The following is a 15523-nucleotide window of genomic DNA, read 5'->3' as shown; positions in this document are numbered from 1 at the left end:
GTGCCGTGGGTGAGCATCCAGCGGCCGAAGTCCCTGATGTATGACATCCAGGATGGGCTCGACCCTGGCTGGGAGGACTTCTTGAAGATGACCCAACCCTCGATGGCTTGCCGGTCAAAAGCCCTCACAGCGTGTTCGGTGCAGTACGTGTCGAAGCTACGCAGGTACCAGATCCGCGATGCGCCGTAGCAGCCCATGCTCTGCTTGAAGGCAAGATACCTCCTCAGTTCCTGCGCGAACACACTGGTGAATTCGTGCTTGCGCATCACCATGCCCCTTCCGGCAGAGGAAGGACACACAAGCGGAGGTGTTCGGCATCCGTGCTCAGATACACGTTGGTCGAGTCTGCATGAGCATGGCCAAGCACCGCTGAGATCGTCGGCAAAGCGGTTCCCGCACGCAACAGCCTGGATGCCGCGTTATAGCGCAGGGCCCGCGTTCCAACCTTCACATCTTCCACCCCGGAGACACGGAAGACCTTGTTGACGATCACGTAAATCGACGCATGATCTGTCAAGGCAACATGCGGGGCCTTCAGCCTCAAGAACACCTCATCTGCATCGGAGGCCGGCCGCTCCTCGAGCACGTACCGCGCAAGGTTAGCCAGAATCAAGGGCGGTAACGGCAGGGTCAACGGGTTCCCCGTCTTTTGCTGCACGATCCCCACCGTGCCGCCCCGCCAATCGATATCCCCTAGCCGCAGGCCGCGGATATCGCAAGCACGTAAACCCGTGGCCAGCGACAGCAAGGTAATCGCCGCGTCCCGTGCCGAAACCAGACCTTCCTGGCAGGTGCCAACGACTTGCCGTTCGACTCCGGGCGCGAGCAATGGAACGATTTCATGGTGGCGCCTGGCCCTGGCCAAAGCCAGAGCATCGAGCAGGTCCGTGCGGTTTGTGAATTTCAGGAACGGCCGGAAGCTGGCCACGGCCGACCACATGCTTGATTCAGCCCACCGGGTCCGAAGAGATTCGAGGAATCCCAGGACGCTGGCCCCGTCGGCGGCCTCCCACGAGGAAATCCCGCCAGCCTCCAAATAGTTCAGATACTCGCAGGCCAACCCTCCGAAACAGTTTTGGGTGGAACGTGCCAAACCACGCTGATCCATGTCATGACACCACGCAGCCAACAGCTCGGAGAATTCCGGGCTGCTGGGTCCTTGCTTCTGCTGACCGCGGGGCCTCATAGAAAGATCCACGGTCCCGGTGAGCACGTACGAGTCGAACAACCACACCAGCCGGCCATAATCGGTATGTCGCTGGGAACTGTACCTGCCGGTCCGCGGGCTCGTTGTCATCGAGGCGAACTCCGCACCCAACTCACTGATGTAAACGCCATCATGTTTCTTGGCCAGAACACCCAGCCACCTGATGGACTTGCGAACCTGGCCAATCGTGGACTGCAGGTAACCAGCGTCCTCCAACGCGGCTACAACAACATCTCCGATGACCGCGACTGTCGTATCCATAGCCTTGTCCTTCCGCTAGGAACATGGATACAAGACAGGCCAGACCGCAATATTAAGCCGAGGAACGGGACCAAGACCCCCGAATCACAAAGGCAAACGCACCAAACTCGGCTTAACGTTTTCCTCGGCATAACCGGAATCAAGCCGAATTCGGCTTAACAGCGACAGAGGAGTGCAGTATCGGGCCATCCGCTACACCGAAAGACTCGCCGAGTCCGAAGCAGTCGGCTCAGTCGGTGCCAAGGGTGATAGCTACGACAACGCCATGGCCGAGGCCCTGAACTCCTTGTTCAAGGTTGCTCAACAAACCCTTGCGCCTTCGTCCAGCATCGGTTGCCCGCCCCACAGGCCATCCAGCACTACCGAACTACCCATCGAATACCGCTGAGAACAAATACATCGATTTCACCAGTATCGGGGGTAGGGCCGGGACCTTGGTCGTAACCTGGCCCCGTGCACATGCGGCTAGGGTGTGACCTGCAGTACACTGGAGGGGTGCCCCCACGAATCCAGCTTCCGACGATCGGCTTCACGCCTACGTCCTGGGTGACGAACCATTCTGGTACAAACGGCTACCTCTCCACTTGGGGCGCTATCCTCGCGGGTGCCTCACCGAGGCTGTTCGACGTCTAACGCCGAACCATCACCTGCCAGCGCCGAGCGCCACCGGTGAGCACCTTGGTGCACGGTTCGAGTTTCCCTATCGGATCGTTTCAAAGGTGGATTTATGATCCTCGAATCCTTAGCGTTGACCCTAACGGGATGCGTGGCGGCGGCCTTTTTCGGTCGGCAGCTTCGCCGCAATCTCGGTTATCTGTTGGCATTGCCGCTTCTCGGAGCCGCTGGGCTTCTGGTTGCCGCCGCTGACCGCGGTGTCACCGAGCAGGTATGGTCCTGGATCCCTTCGCTCGGCGTCACGTTCGCCTTGCGCCTAGACGGTCTTAGTCTGCTGTTCGGGCTACTGGTGACGGTGGTCGGAGCAGCTGTGCTGGTTTATTCGGCGCGCTATCTCGCGCGGAGCGACCAAACGGGTTTTTACGTTCTGATGAACGTTTTCGCACTGGCCATGTTGTTGCTGGTTCTGGCCGACGATGTGGTGCTGCTGTTCGTCGCCTGGGAAGCGACCACCCTCTGCTCGTTCTTTCTGATCGCACGCTCGGGCGACAACGCCAGGGAGCCGGCGATCCGTACGCTGTTGGTCACCGCCCTCGGCGGACTCGCCCTGTTGGGCGCGGCAGTCACCATGTCAGTGGCGGCAGGAACAACCCGCATCGGCGCGATACTCGACGATCCCTTTTGGACCGACGATCCAGCCCTCACCGCTTGGGTCGCATCACTTCTCGCGGTGGCGGCGTTTACCAAATCCGCGCAGTTCCCTTTCCAGGGATGGCTGCCTGATTCCATGGTCGCCATTACGCCGGTCAGCGCGTACCTGCACGCTGCCGCCATGGTCAAGGCCGGCATCTACCTCCTGCTCCTCTTCTCGCCGGTTCTGAGCGGGCACCCTCTGTGGTCCACCCTCCTGATCACCAGCGGTGCGATCACTGCTCTGGTTGGTGGGTTCGCAGCGTTGCAGCGTACTGACTTGAAAGAGCTACTGGCCTACTCGACGACTAGCCAGCTCGGCCTGTTGGTGCTGCTGATTGGCATCGGCACACCGGCGGCCCTGAAGGCGGCGGTGGTCCACACGGTCGCTCATGCGCTCTTCAAAGCTGTCCTCTTCATGGTGGTCGGGATTATTGACCACCGAGCCGGCACCCGGGACATCCGAAAGCTCGCGGCGTTGCATGTCCGCATGCCGGTGACGGTTAGCATCGCGGCCATCGCCGCCTTATCGATGGCCGGCGTTCCGCCGCTGCTCGGCTTTGTCAGCAAGGAGTCAATGTTCGCCGCGTTCCTTGAGACCCCAGGGCACGGCTGGGTTCCGGTCGTCGTGACCATAGCCGGAGTGACAACTGCTGTGCTGACATTAGCCTATGCCGGACGTTTTGTGCTCGGCGCCCTGGGCGGACGGTCTGGCCACGGTGTCAGGGAAGCAGCATCCTTGTTCTGGATGGTTCCGGCGCTGGGAGCCGTCGGCGGGCTAGTACTGGGTGTCGCGCCGGGGCTGCTGGACCAGGTTGTTGGGGACGCGACATCCAGTTCGGCAGGGGCCGAGGTGGGCGTGACCCTTGAACTATGGCATGGGCTGAACGCTCCCCTTGCGCTTTCGGCGGTTGCGATAGCCTCGGGAACCGTTCTGATCCTATTCCGACGGAACGTGTTCAGGCTGACCCGACGCATTCACTCACCTGTACGCGCCCTGAACGTTGTGGACGGGACCAGGGCCGGAATCATCCGGTGCGGCGAAACAGTCAGCAGATTGAGCGGGGGAGACGCCCCGCGCAGACACCTGATGATTCCAATGGTGTGCCTTGTCGGGATCGCCGCACTGTCGGCGAACGCCCTGGGCCCCTTGCCGCAGGTCGTAGGAAACCCCACACACCCCTTGGACTGGATTCTTGTCACCCTGGTTTTGGTCGGCACAGTCGCAACCGTGCTCGCGCGCACTCGGGTTGCGGCAATTGTCGTCATCGGGGTTATCGGATTCGCAATGACCCTCTGGTTCTTCTGGCTCGGTGCCGCCGACGTGGCACTGACCCAACTCCTTGTCGAAATCCTGACCATTTGCGTGCTGGTACTCGTCCTGCGAAGGCTGCCCCGCAAATTCTCCAAAGACACCAGACGACGCCGGATCTCTTCCCTGGGGGTCGCCGTTGCCGCGGGCGTGGCGACACTAGCGGCAACCCTCGCCTTCACCGGGCGCCGCGAGCTTTCCCCCGTCGCTGAGTACTATCTGCGCAATGGCGAAACTGAAACCGGTGGCGCGAACATCGTTAACACCATCCTGGTCGATTTTCGGGCACTGGACACACTGGGCGAACTAGCAGTCCTCGGAATTGCCGGTGTCGCTATCGCCGTTATTCTGTCGGCCCGTCGGACCGTCGAGAAACCTGCTGACGATGTTCACATCGATGAGGAATCACCGCTAGCTGACGCGCACCACAACTCCGTCTTTGCCCGCGCCTTCATCCGGTGGGCGCGACCTTTGACGATCGTTATTTCCCTGATACTGCTCTGGCGTGGACATCAGGAACCGGGCGGCGGATTCATCGCCGCACTGGTGGCAGGCGCAGGCTTCGCCCTCCTTTACCTGGCAGCTCACTCCGATGAGGCAGCACGAAGCCGGTGGCCGTACCTGCTCCTGATCGGGCTTGGTGTCGCCATCGCCGCTCTGGTGGGCTTCGTCGGTTATCTCGAAGGGTCGTTCCTCCAGCCCCTCCAGTTCGAAATTTTGGGGCTCAAACTGACCAGCGCCTTAATATTCGACGTCGGCGTGTACCTGACAGTTATTGGATTCATTCTCGCAGCTCTCAACCTGCTGGGTGTGCGCCAACACCCAGCCCCCCTCCCGACTGATCCGACCGACTCCGATGCGCCAGGCATCAAGGAAGGAAGCCACTCATGACTTTGGCCATCTCCGCTGCGCTGCTTGTCACAGGAGCCGTCTACCTGATGCAGCGCCGTGAACTGATCCGCGTCATCCTCGGGTTCGTACTTCTCGGCCATGCCGTGAACCTGATCCTGATGGCAGCCGGAGGCACCAGCGGCCGGACTGCCCCGTTCGGAACCTTTGAAACCACTGAGGGGGTCGCCGATCCGTTGCCCCAGGCGTTCGTGCTCACGGCAATCGTGATCGCGTTCTCCATCACCATCTACTTGCTGACCCTGGCGATCGTGGGGCAGCGCGACGACGACACCACCACCGGTGATGAGGGCGACGACGAGCCCACCCGAATCCGCGAAGACACACCACCGACCGAGGTCATCCGATGAGTGGACTACTCCTGCCATTCGTCGCGGTCATCCCGCTTTTGACGGCGGCCCTGCTGCTCGCCCTGGGGCGCCGTCCCCGGCTGCAGGCAAACGTGCTCATGGTTTCGGCAATCAGCTCCATGGTGGTCGGCGGGATCCTGATCGTGGAGGTCTCCGCGTCGGGCCCCATCGCCGCCGGAGTGGGAGCCTGGCCGGTCGGTGTCGCCATCCCACTCGTCGCCGATATGTTTACGGCGCTGATGATCAGTGCGACCGGGCTGCTCACCGCCGTTTGTTCCCTTTTCGCGATCGCTGCAGGAACCGCGGAGGGCCGGTTCTTTGCCCCGTTGGTCCTGGTCCTGCTGGGCGGGGTAAACGGGGCGCTGCTTACCGCGGATCTGTTCAACCTCTTTGTCTTCATCGAGGTCATGCTGCTGCCTTCGTACGCGCTGCTGGTGCTCGCTCCTCCCGGAAAAGGTGGTATCCGGCAGATCGTCGGGGCTCGCGTGTACGCGACCGTCAACCTGCTGGCGTCAACCATCTTTCTGGCTGGGGTCGCCTTCGTCTATGGGACCGCTGGTACAGTCAATCTTGCTGAGCTCGCAGGTGCTGCGCATGACTCCCCGGCGATCGCGGCCGCAGCCGGAGTTTGTCTGTTCGCGCTCATGATGAAGGCTGCGATTGTTCCGGTGTACGGCTGGCTTGCCCGTTCGTATCCCTCCACCTCGCCAGCCGTCACAGCGCTCTTCTCGGGCTTGCACACCAAGGTGGCCATCTATGCCATCTACAGGCTGTACGCGCAACTGTTTGAAGGTGACGACCGGTTCCTCGGAATCGGTGTGGCGCTGTTCACAGTCACGATGATCATTGGTGTGTTGGCCGCTGTGGGGGAGACCACCACACCCTCCATTTTGTCCTTCCACATGGTCTCTCAAATCGGGTACATCCTGATGGGCGTCGCCTTGTTTACCCTGGCAGGCCTGACCGCTGGAATCTTCTATCTGCTGCATCACATGTTCGTCAAGGCTGCGCTGTTTCTCTCCACCGGTGCGATTGAGGTGCGCTATGGGTCGGGAGCGCTTAAGAACCTCGGCGGCATGGCGAAGAGGGAGCCGCTGATTGCTGTCGTATTCTTCATTGCCGCGCTATCGATGGCAGGGCTTCCACCCTTTTCCGGCTTCGTTGCGAAATTCGCTATCGTGATGGCCTCATTCGAGGCCGGGCAGGTTGCGGTAGTGATCGCGATGCTCGCAGTCTCCCTAATTACGCTCCTGTCGATGCTGAAGATCTGGTCGGGTGTCTTCTGGGGAGAACTGCCGGATGAATCATCAACACTTGGTGGTGGCACTTCTTTTACGGCGCCGCCGAAGAGTCGAATCGGGATCGGATTGGCGGCTCCGGCGCTCATCCTGGCCGTGGTGACGACTGGGTTGGGGCTCGGCGCGGAAGGGTTGCTGGCGCTGGCTGAAGTTGCCGCTGCTGGACTGCTCGACACAACTGCCTACACGGAGGCGGTGAAGGGATCATGAGTTGGATCAGCTGGCCGTTCCGGCTACTCGCCCTGGCCCTGTGGTTTGTCAAGGAGATCGTGGTCTCGAACGTCGCGGTGGTGTGGGACAACCTTACTCCCGGGCAAAATTCCACCCCAGGCCTTGCCAGGTTCGTCACCCGGTGCCGGACGGATGCCGAGATTACGTTGCTCGCTTCCATGATTACCCTAACCCCGGGCACCCTCACCGTGGGAACAACTATCGACGACGACGACGACGAACGCCCGGGCGCGAAGATCTTGTTCGTGCACGCCATGTACTCGCCAGACGCCGACCATCTCCGCGAGGAGCTACTCGACATGGAGTCGCGAATGCTCAGAGCGTTCCGGCGGAGAGGAGATCAGTCATGACGTTGGGTCTCGACATCGGTATCGCGATCATCTTTATCGCCTGCCTCGCCTCCACTTATCGCATCGTCAAAGGACCATCCGAAGCCGATCGGGTGATAGCCGGAGATCTCCTTCTGTTCGGGACAATTGGCCTCATTGCCCTCTTCGGAGTTCGTTCCGACAGCCCCGCAACCTTCGACATCGTCTTGGTTGCATCATTCGTCGGATTCCTGAGCGCACTGTCCCTCGCCCGCATTCTCACCCGAGGTAAACGATGACTTTTCTCGATCTCGCTGGAACTGTTTTTGTGATCCTTGGGGCGCTGCTCTTCGCCTCCGCTGCCCTTGGCATCATTCGTTTCTTTGACCCTTACACGCGCATCTCGGCTGTCGGTACTGCCGGCGGGCTGGGCATCGTCCTCGTGGTTGTCGGCGCTCTCCTTATGCAGCCAACCGTTACGGACACGGTCAAAGTGCTGTTGATTATTGGCTTGCAACTTGCGACGTCGGCGATCGGAAGTATCGCGATCGCTCGTTCGGCTTATCTCACCGGGGCGAAGGTGCAGCGCTCCCTGTACAACGACCTCGAACCACGGAGGTGAGCAGGGTGCAGCCATCTGATCTTTTGTCCTCCCGAAGCTGGCTCCGTTGGATATTTGAGGGACGCTATCGGTGGGGGTATGTTTCCACCAGCACGGGTCGCTATGGCAGCGAATCGATTCACCTTTCTCTCTACCCACCCGAGTCGTCGCGAGTTCTCCGACGATGTGCGCACCTCACCCGAACGTGGCCGCGATTTACAGTGGTGGGCACGGCGGTCACCGCACCGTCTGCAGTGATCATCGCGGACATTTCGCTAATCGTCGCTGGCGCGGGACCGCTCATCCTGTTGATGTTTGTCTGGGTTGCCCTGACTCGTATCTCAGCTCCGGTGACAGGACACACGGCTTTCATCTCGGCGCGCAGATCGGGTATCGGGTCAGACATCGAGGATGATTTTCGCTATAGCTTCGTTCGTGGGCTATTCATTGAGCTCCACATGGTGGAGCAGCAACTCGAGAGCGGGGAGATTTCCTGGGACGAATACCAGCAGGTCTGGTCCACCACTTTTGCGGAACTGAGTTCACAGGATCCCTAGGTGTGTAACCACGGAGGTTGGTCACGCGGCTTGCTCGTGCCTGACTTTTAAGTGAGGTGTGGCCTCGGTTGTGATTGTAGTGGTGCAGCCAGGCCGGGAAAGCGGCAACACGCTGGGCCTCAGAGGTGTAGGGCTGGCCGCGTGCTGAAAAGGCACCCCCGGATCAGGCACCGTTCCCAGGCGAGTCCGATGACCACGGTTCTGACCGGCTATGAGCAGGAGTATCTGCGGCTGCGCCGGCAGATGGGCGCCACCCTGCATGCGCACGAGGGGCTGATCACCAATTTTCTGCTCAGCCCCGAAACCGCCGGCCAGGGAGCAACCACGGTTGAAGCGACCGCGGTCCGCGGCTTTGCCGCCTATGTTCACACACAGAATCCCGCACTGGCCCCGATCATCCCGGCCGGGCTGATACCTTCGAAGGTCGTTCATGCGATTCCGTACATCTACACGCCACTGCGAACAGTTGAGCTGATGGACGCCGCACTCAGTCCGGGCCCGCCAGCCCGGGGGCTGACGGTGTCCACGGTGATCGGGCTGATGGCTGCCACCGGCATGCGGATCGGGGAAGCCCTGGCCCTGAACTTGGAAGATCTCGATCTGGGCGCTGGCGTGATCACAGTGACCGGCAAATACAGGAAGGGACGTCTGGTCCCGCTGCACCCGAGCACGGCCGGTGCACTGGGCCACTATCTAAGCGCGAGCCGGGACCTAGTCACGGCCCGCGACCCGGACGCGTTCTTCCTCACCTATATCGGTACCCGCCCTCACACTGGAAACCTGCAGACAGCATTCCGGTCCCTGGCCCGACCCTTGGCCCGACCCTTGGCCTGACGCCCCGACCCGGGATCGGGGCGCCACGCCTGCACGATCTCCGTCACACCTTCGCCACCGAATCTCTTACCGAGGCCTACCGTGACGGCGCTGACGCCGACGCCCGGATCGCTGTCTTGGCGACCTATCTCGGCCACGTCAGCCCGGCCAGCACCTACTGGTATCTAAGCTCTACCCCCGAACTGCTAGCCCTGGTAACCCAAAGAGTCCAGACCGCACAAACCCACGGGAAGCTCCTATCATGAGCCACCTCGCCCCCACCCTGAAATCCTTTTTCACCACCTACCTGAGCGGCCAGCGAGGCGCCAGCGCCCACACGGTCGCGGCCTACCGGGACACCTGGCGGCTGCTGCTGGCCTACCTCGGAGATCACCGGCACCGCCGCCCGGCCGCCGCCGATTTCACCGACCTCGACGCTGAGACGGTCAGCGGATTCCTGACCTATCTGGAAACAGTCAGGGGCAACAGTCCCGCGACCAGAAACGCCCGGCTCGCGGCCAGCCACGCGTTCTTCGGCTATTCCGCGTACCAGCATCCCGAGCATGCGGACCTAATCAGACGGGTGCTGGCTATCCGGGCCAAGAACGCACCCAAAACACAGATCAGCTACCGCACGGACGCCGAGGTCGACGCCCTGCTCGCGGCCCCGCCCGAAGCCCGGTGGGTCGGCAAGAGCGACAGGCTGATTATCCTGACATTGATCACCACCGGCCTTACGGATCTCAGAACTCACACACCTTACATGGGCCGATCTCCAGCTGGCCCGCCCGGCGCACGTTGCCTCCCACGGCAAAGGCCGCAAAGAGCGGATCACGCCGCTGGACGCCGCCACGGCCCTGGTCCTGGTCCTGCAGGCCTGGTACGAGGAAAACCTGTCACCGGCTCCCGCGTCCGCTGCCTTCACCGCCCAAGGCAGCAGCCGGCCGATGACAACCGACGCGATCGCACAACGGCTCTGCGTCCATACGAGAGCTGCGGCCACCACCTGCCCAACGCTGGCAACAAAACCGTTACCCCGCACGTCCTCAGGCACACCAACGCTATGCGGAGGCTCGCCGCGGGCATCGACACCACCACCATTTCCCTCTGGCTGGGCCACTAATCCTTTGAATCGACCCAGGCATACCTGCACGCCGACCTCGGCATCAAGCAACGGGCGCTGGACCGGACCGCACCGCCGGACACCACACCCGGACGCTAGACACCCTGCTGAAATTCCTGGAAAACCTCTGAGTGATTATGCCGAACATTCCAGCACCCATCCGGCCCTGAACTGCGGGGTCAGGCAAACATCGGCATAATCCGGACATCAGGATAATTCGAGAACAGATTCTCCGCCAGCAGCTCCTGATTTTCCTTCTCAAGCGCCTTCAGCCTGGCCAGCTCGGCTCCGGTCGCCGCGGCATCAGGACTGTTGTGGGTTTCCCGGTACTTGATCAGCCAACGGCGCAGGGTCTCGGCGCCAATGCCATAGGACTTGGCCACATCCACCACCGGCTTGGACGTGCTGATGACTTCACGGCAGAGCTCATCCTTGAAGTCCTGCGTATACGAACAGCGTGGTCTTGATGCAGACATGCTGCTGGTCTCACGTTCAGTAGAACCCCCATTTTAAGAGGGCCCACTGTCCTCAATCTCCACAGCAGTCCAACCTCACCGACTACATCGCCCGATTCCTACCAGGATCTGACGGCTTCAGACCCCACCTACACCTTCAATTGCGATGAGCCGGGAAAGTGGCTGCCAAGGCCAACGCGCCCCCGGCGACCACCCGCAGCGGCGCTCGGACCCTGGACCCGGCACCAATGGCTGCTCCCACGGCTCCGGCGATTGACAACGCAACCAGTACTGCAACGAATATGGAGGGGACGCGCCACTCAAGCGGTGGAAGCAGGGTGGCCAGGAGGGGCAGCATGGCGCCGAGGATGAAAGCGGCGGCGGGTGCGAACGCAGCATTCCAGGCGCTCACGACGTCGGTTCCCTTGGTGCCCAACTCAGCATCGGGGTGGGCTGCCAGCGCGTCGTGGCTGGTCAGTTCGATGGCGACGGTGCGAGCTGTGGCAGGGTTGAGTCCGTGCCGTTGATGCATGGCAGCAAGATCGGCGCCGCCGACGAGTGCCGCCACGCCCGCGGTGTGGTTCGTCGCTGTGGAGCGCTGCGGCGGTAACTCCTGAGCCTCCAGTTCCCGCTGTTCCACCCGTGCCGGACTGGTCCATGTTGGCTATCCTTAGCCTGATCACTCGCCAATGCCGGGAAACGCCTCAGCGGAGTTGGTGGCCGGGTGTCGATGGTCAGCAATGTCGCTGAATCGTTGAAGCGCCCAGAGCCGTGCTGCCCCGTCGGTGAGTCCCACTAGATCGGCGTACATGGACACCAGTGCCGTGTCGAGGGCGGTGAGCGTCGTCGCCGGATCATCGATGAATCCGGCGTCGAGGTCGAAGGCTGGGAACCGGGGCTGGAGCGGCGCGCAGGCGACACCTTCCCGGAGCTCTTCGCCTGCCGCTGCCGCACTCGCGTGATTCTCGGCCCGCTCGGTCAGGGGCGCCGGGTCGGGGGTGCGGGCCGCTGCAACCTCGTACGCGTATGCCGACTGATGTTCTGCAGACACCGCCTCGGCCAGTCGTGCAGCCTTGGGGCTCTCCTGCGATGCGGATCCGGCACAGTCCGCCCGGGCCGTTGGGGCGGCGGCTGCTGGCAACGGCTCCAATGGTGGAGACACCAGATCCTGTAGCCCAGCCAGCGTCAATGCCTGATGACGCTGGCTGGCGCCCACCGACGCGAGCAACCGTGCAATCCCAGGCTCGGCAGTCACCGCTGAGTCAAGGTTTCGCTGGGCAGAGCTGAACAGGTCCGCCACGAAACTGGTCGGCGTTGGTGCTGGCGGGAGAGGTGGCGTTGCTGAGGGAGAGGATGCCTCGGCTGTGGCGCCAGCCCCGGTGGATGAGGAGCCAGGAAAAGTGTTCCCAGCGGCGTCTGTCGCAGTCGCCGCCTGACCGGAGAGCAGCGGGTGTCTCAGGGCGTCTGCCTGTTCCTGCAGGATGCCTGCGGTGACTGAGTAAGTGCCGCCCAGAGCTGACCCGGGAGTGTCAGCGGAAATGGCTTCGGAGAGCGCCATTGCCGCTATAGCCAGGTCGGTGGCCCGGGCCTCAGCACCCAATTGTGCTTCCTCGGTGAAGGACAGCGGCGGGGGGGCCTCATCCTCAGGGTCGTCCAGATTCACACCGAGACCAATCACCAGAGTGAAGGTCAGCAGAAGTCCCAGCGTCCGGACGGTCCATCGAACGAACGATCGCACGATGCTGCGGCGGGCGGAACGCCGGAGGGTAGCAGAATCCTTCACAACCGTTGATGATGTCATGATCCCCGTCCCTTGGGCAGTCGATACACTGCACACGTCGTAAAGTCGGTACCCTAGAGCTACAACATCATCGAGTGGGAGGCAGTAATGGCGGTTCGGCCGGGCAATGACAGTCCGCCTGCGGCAAGCACGCTGCAGCAACAGGCGCATGAAGCGGACAACCAGCTCGAATCGGTCAGGCTGACGGCACTGCTCCTGCCCACTGTCGAGCAGCACGGTCTCTTTCTGGAGGCGGTAGAGATCAAATCCGCCGGGTCCGAGCGCACAGTGAACGTTGTCGTTGACCTGCCGGAGGATCAGACCGGTTCCGTCAATCTCGATCTGATCTCGGATGTGGCCCATGACGTCTCGCTCGCAATGGACGCTGACCCGCACGACCACGGGCGACCCTACAGCCTCGAAGTCTCCTCACCAGGGGTATCCCGTCCGCTCACCGAGCCTCGCCACTGGCGGCGCAACGTGGGTCGGATGATTACTGTCCGTCCGTCCAAAGGCGACGACGTGACCGGTCGGCTCCTGCAGGTCACCGACGACGCTGTTCGGCTGACCCCCCAACTACCCGTGAAAAAGGGGATGAAGCCCAAAACGGGCGAAGCCCTGACTCTGCTGTTCACTGACATCCGTAAAGGCACAGTGCAGGTCGAGTTTGCGCATCTTGACGACACCGGGAATGAAGGCAGCCACGATGATGCCCGCCCCACCACTACACACCCAGCTTCGGAGGCCTAAATGGATATTGATATGAGTGCGCTACGGCTGCTGGAACGAGAGCGGGAGATCCCGCTGGAGCTGCTCATTCCCACTATCGAGCAGGCGCTGCTGGTGGCTTACCACAAGACTGCCGGGTCGCAGGAGACTGCACGCGCGGAGCTGGATCGCAAGAGCGGCCACGTCACCATCTGGGCCACCGAAATCGACGACGACGGCGCGCCGGTCGGAGAGTTCGACGACACCCCTACCGGGTTTGGCAGGATCGCCGCCAGCACTGCCCGCCAGATCATCCTGCAGCGACTCCGCGATGCCGAGGACGACAACATTCTCGGTGAGTTCCGCGGCAAAGAGGGTGAGCTGGTCGCTGGCATGATCCAGCAAGGCACCAACCCGCACATGATCCAGGTCAATCTCGGATCCGTTGAAGCGCTGCTCCCACCACCGGAGCAAGTCCCCGGGGAGAAGTACCTGCACGGAGCACGGTTGCGCGCGTTCGTCGTCGACGTTCACCGCGGCTTGAAGGGCCCGTCGATTACCCTGTCCCGGTCACACCCGGGGCTCGTCCGCAAACTCTTCGAACTGGAAGTGCCCGAGATCGCCGACCACACGGTCGAGATCGTGGCCCTCGCCCGCGAGGCCGGGCACCGCACCAAGATTGCCGTCAGGGCCCAGGTTCCGGGGGTCAACGCTAAGGGGGCGTGTATCGGGGAGATGGGTTCCCGGGTGCGGGCCGTAATGAACGAGCTCAACGACGAGAAGATCGACATCGTTGACTACAGTGATGATCCGGCTACCTTCATCGCCAGCTCGCTGTCTCCATCGCGGGTCTCATCAGTGACGATCACCGATGAGGGCACCCGATCGGCCCGTGTGGTTGTTCCCGACTATCAGCTTTCGCTCGCCATCGGCAAAGAGGGCCAGAACGCCCGGCTGGCGGCGAAGCTGACCGGTTGGCGCATCGACATCGTCTCTGACGCTGCCAAGGCCTGAGCACCAGGTTGCGCAGCAGATGCAGTCCTGCCAGCTGATAGGCGCTAGAATGGAAGAGGCTTAGGTCATTGCCATCCCGACAAACAGTTATTCGAACCTGTGTTGGTTGCCGGAAGCGTGATGACCAGGCTGTTTTGCTGCGGTTGGTGAAAGGAAATCCAGACGGCCTCAACGCCGTGCTGATTGACGATCGTCGCCGACTCTCCGGCAGAGGTGCGTGGTTGCACCCCCAGCCGGCGTGTCTGGAGCAGGCCCTCAAACGCGGTGCGTTCAACCGTGCTTTTCGGGGCCAGGTTGAAACTCGCCACGTCGAGGATCGGCTCCACTCACTCAAGGAAGCTTCGCTACGGAGCCACCCCAAACAAACCGTCCTCCCTGAAAGCGGGTCAGAAAACTGATGGATTCCCGATGAGTACCCAGCGATGAGTGCCCAACGATGAACAATCTGTTGAGCTTTGCAATCGGCTTTTCAGTTGCCCCGGCAGCTGTGGTCTGCAGTAGGAATTAGACGGTTCGTGCCTGACTCGGTGCGGACCGAGACAGGAGAAATGTGGCTAAGGTCCGCGTACACGAGCTCGCCAAAGAGCTCGGAATTACTTCGAAAGATGCAGTAGCCAAACTGCAGGAACTGGGCGAATTCGTCCGTTCCGCTTCATCAACCATTGAGGCACCAGTCGTGAAGAAACTTCGCGGCGCATTCCCCGATGCTTCGGCTGCGGCCAAGCCGCCAGCAGCCGAAGCGGCACCGGCCAAGGCTGCCCCGGCATCAGCTGCTCCGGCCCCCTCAAACCTGGCGTCCTCCACACCGGCCCCGCCGAAAACCGCCACGGCGAAGCCTGCCACACCGGCAGCGCCTGCGCCGAAGGCACCTGAGAAGGAACACCAGGACACTCCCGCAACGTCTCCGGAGCCTGCAGCAGCGCCGCAGGCTCCCGCGGCTGAGACGACTGCCCAGGAAGGGCCGCCAGCAGCCAAGCCGGGCGCCCGGCCAGCACCCAAGCCAGCCGAGGCGCAGGCACCCGCCGCGCGTCCCGGTGGTGCCCGCCCCGGAGCGCCGCGGCCAGGTAACAACCCATTTGCTCCCTCACAGGGGATGCCTCGTTCAGGTCGGGGCGACGGGGATCGCCCTGGTGGATCCCGCCCGGGTAACAACCCGTTTGCTCCTTCACAGGGGATGCCTCGTCCCGGACGTCGTGACGACGAGCGCGGACAGCGTCCAGCTGCAGGCGCGGGTGGACCCCGCCCAGCGGCCGGCGCGGGCGGCCCCCGTCCCGCGGCGGGAGCCGCACGC

At 62.2% G+C, this 15523-nt stretch carries 17 protein-coding genes and 3 pseudogenes; 14 read left to right on the top strand and 6 right to left on the bottom strand.

The window, feature by feature from the left end; all coding sequences use genetic code 11:
- Positions 1 to 266 (bottom strand): annotated as a pseudogene (locus tag Y703_RS0112860) (integrase); the annotation flags it as partial.
- Positions 266 to 1108, bottom strand: coding sequence for a tyrosine-type recombinase/integrase (locus tag Y703_RS0112855; protein ID WP_253908039.1), 843 nt, complete (start codon positions 1106 to 1108; stop codon positions 266 to 268). The gene Y703_RS0112855 and the pseudogene Y703_RS0112860, both read right to left, overlap by 1 nt.
- A gap of 517 nt (positions 1109 to 1625) precedes the next feature.
- Between Y703_RS0112855 and Y703_RS23160 the strand changes: the two are divergent.
- The 8 genes and pseudogenes from Y703_RS23160 to Y703_RS23365 form a co-directional block, all read left to right on the top strand.
- Positions 1626 to 1763 (top strand): annotated as a pseudogene (locus tag Y703_RS23160) (IS3 family transposase); the annotation flags it as partial.
- Between the two features lie 432 nt (positions 1764 to 2195).
- A complete protein-coding gene (locus tag Y703_RS19855) occupies positions 2196 to 4976 on the top strand; it encodes a DUF4040 family protein (RefSeq protein ID WP_051427566.1) in 2781 nt (926 codons plus the stop codon).
- Positions 4973 to 5344 (top strand): cation:proton antiporter subunit C, encoded by a 372-nt coding sequence (locus Y703_RS19850; protein ID WP_081743535.1) that lies wholly within the window; start codon positions 4973 to 4975, stop codon positions 5342 to 5344. Before Y703_RS19855 ends, Y703_RS19850 begins: the two co-directional genes overlap by 4 nt.
- Positions 5341 to 6852: a monovalent cation/H+ antiporter subunit D family protein gene (locus Y703_RS0112835; protein ID WP_026553020.1), complete on the top strand. Its 1512-nt coding sequence runs from the start codon at positions 5341 to 5343 to the stop codon at positions 6850 to 6852. The genes Y703_RS19850 and Y703_RS0112835 overlap by 4 nt, the downstream gene beginning before the upstream one ends.
- Positions 6849 to 7223, top strand: coding sequence for a Na+/H+ antiporter subunit E (locus Y703_RS0112830; protein WP_026553019.1), 375 nt, complete (start codon positions 6849 to 6851; stop codon positions 7221 to 7223). Before Y703_RS0112835 ends, Y703_RS0112830 begins: the two co-directional genes overlap by 4 nt.
- Positions 7220 to 7480 (top strand): MrpF/PhaF family protein, encoded by a 261-nt coding sequence (locus Y703_RS0112825; RefSeq protein WP_026553018.1) that lies wholly within the window; start codon positions 7220 to 7222, stop codon positions 7478 to 7480. Before Y703_RS0112830 ends, Y703_RS0112825 begins: the two co-directional genes overlap by 4 nt.
- Complete coding sequence (locus Y703_RS0112820) at positions 7477 to 7803, top strand: cation:proton antiporter (protein ID WP_026553017.1); 327 nt, start codon at positions 7477 to 7479, stop codon at positions 7801 to 7803. Before Y703_RS0112825 ends, Y703_RS0112820 begins: the two co-directional genes overlap by 4 nt.
- Complete coding sequence (locus Y703_RS23365; RefSeq protein WP_343212904.1) at positions 7800 to 8339, top strand: DUF6611 family protein; 540 nt, start codon at positions 7800 to 7802, stop codon at positions 8337 to 8339. Before Y703_RS0112820 ends, Y703_RS23365 begins: the two co-directional genes overlap by 4 nt.
- A 7-nt stretch (positions 8340 to 8346) precedes the next feature.
- Here the strand turns inward: Y703_RS23365 and Y703_RS23155 are convergent.
- Positions 8347 to 8475: pseudogene (locus tag Y703_RS23155) on the bottom strand (IS481 family transposase); the annotation flags it as partial.
- Positions 8476 to 8528: 53 nt separating this feature from the next.
- Here Y703_RS23155 and Y703_RS19845 point away from each other — a divergent pair.
- Both Y703_RS19845 and Y703_RS19840 read left to right on the top strand, forming a co-directional pair.
- Positions 8529 to 9173 (top strand): tyrosine-type recombinase/integrase, encoded by a 645-nt coding sequence (locus tag Y703_RS19845; RefSeq protein WP_051427565.1) that lies wholly within the window; start codon positions 8529 to 8531, stop codon positions 9171 to 9173.
- 241 nt (positions 9174 to 9414) lie between these two features.
- Positions 9415 to 10275: a tyrosine-type recombinase/integrase gene (locus Y703_RS19840; protein WP_051427564.1), complete on the top strand. Its 861-nt coding sequence runs from the start codon at positions 9415 to 9417 to the stop codon at positions 10273 to 10275.
- Positions 10276 to 10454: 179 nt separating this feature from the next.
- Here the strand turns inward: Y703_RS19840 and Y703_RS0112800 are convergent, their stop codons facing one another.
- The 3 genes from Y703_RS0112800 to Y703_RS0112790 all read right to left on the bottom strand — a co-directional run bounded on the left by Y703_RS0112800 (position 10455) and on the right by Y703_RS0112790 (position 12531).
- Positions 10455 to 10751: a transposase gene (locus Y703_RS0112800; RefSeq protein ID WP_026553015.1), complete on the bottom strand. Its 297-nt coding sequence runs from the start codon at positions 10749 to 10751 to the stop codon at positions 10455 to 10457.
- A gap of 136 nt (positions 10752 to 10887) precedes the next feature.
- Positions 10888 to 11370: a VIT1/CCC1 transporter family protein gene (locus Y703_RS19835; RefSeq protein ID WP_051427563.1), complete on the bottom strand. Its 483-nt coding sequence runs from the start codon at positions 11368 to 11370 to the stop codon at positions 10888 to 10890.
- 39 nt (positions 11371 to 11409) lie between these two features.
- The gene (locus Y703_RS0112790) at positions 11410 to 12531 is read right to left on the bottom strand and encodes a DUF4439 domain-containing protein (RefSeq protein WP_026553014.1); all 1122 of its coding nucleotides are present in this window, start codon (positions 12529 to 12531) and stop codon (positions 11410 to 11412) included.
- 87 nt (positions 12532 to 12618) lie between these two features.
- Here Y703_RS0112790 and rimP point away from each other — a divergent pair, with 87 nt between their 5' ends.
- The 4 genes from rimP to Y703_RS19830 form a co-directional block, all read left to right on the top strand.
- Positions 12619 to 13260, top strand: coding sequence for a ribosome maturation factor RimP (rimP, locus tag Y703_RS0112785; RefSeq protein ID WP_026553013.1), 642 nt, complete (start codon positions 12619 to 12621; stop codon positions 13258 to 13260).
- Positions 13261 to 14232 (top strand): transcription termination factor NusA, encoded by a 972-nt coding sequence (nusA, locus tag Y703_RS0112780; protein WP_026553012.1) that lies wholly within the window; start codon positions 13261 to 13263, stop codon positions 14230 to 14232.
- Between the two features lie 146 nt (positions 14233 to 14378).
- Positions 14379 to 14630 (top strand): YlxR family protein, encoded by a 252-nt coding sequence (locus Y703_RS21655; RefSeq protein WP_253908038.1) that lies wholly within the window; start codon positions 14379 to 14381, stop codon positions 14628 to 14630.
- Between the two features lie 152 nt (positions 14631 to 14782).
- On the top strand, positions 14783 to 15523 hold a 741-nt coding region (locus Y703_RS19830), incomplete at its 3' end, for a translation initiation factor IF-2 N-terminal domain-containing protein (protein ID WP_035765035.1).

It is taken from the genome of Arthrobacter sp. H20 (assembly GCF_000520515.1).
Taxonomy (GTDB): Bacteria; Actinomycetota; Actinomycetes; order Actinomycetales; family Micrococcaceae; genus Arthrobacter_D.
This window is presented reverse-complemented; position numbering and strand designations above follow the sequence as displayed.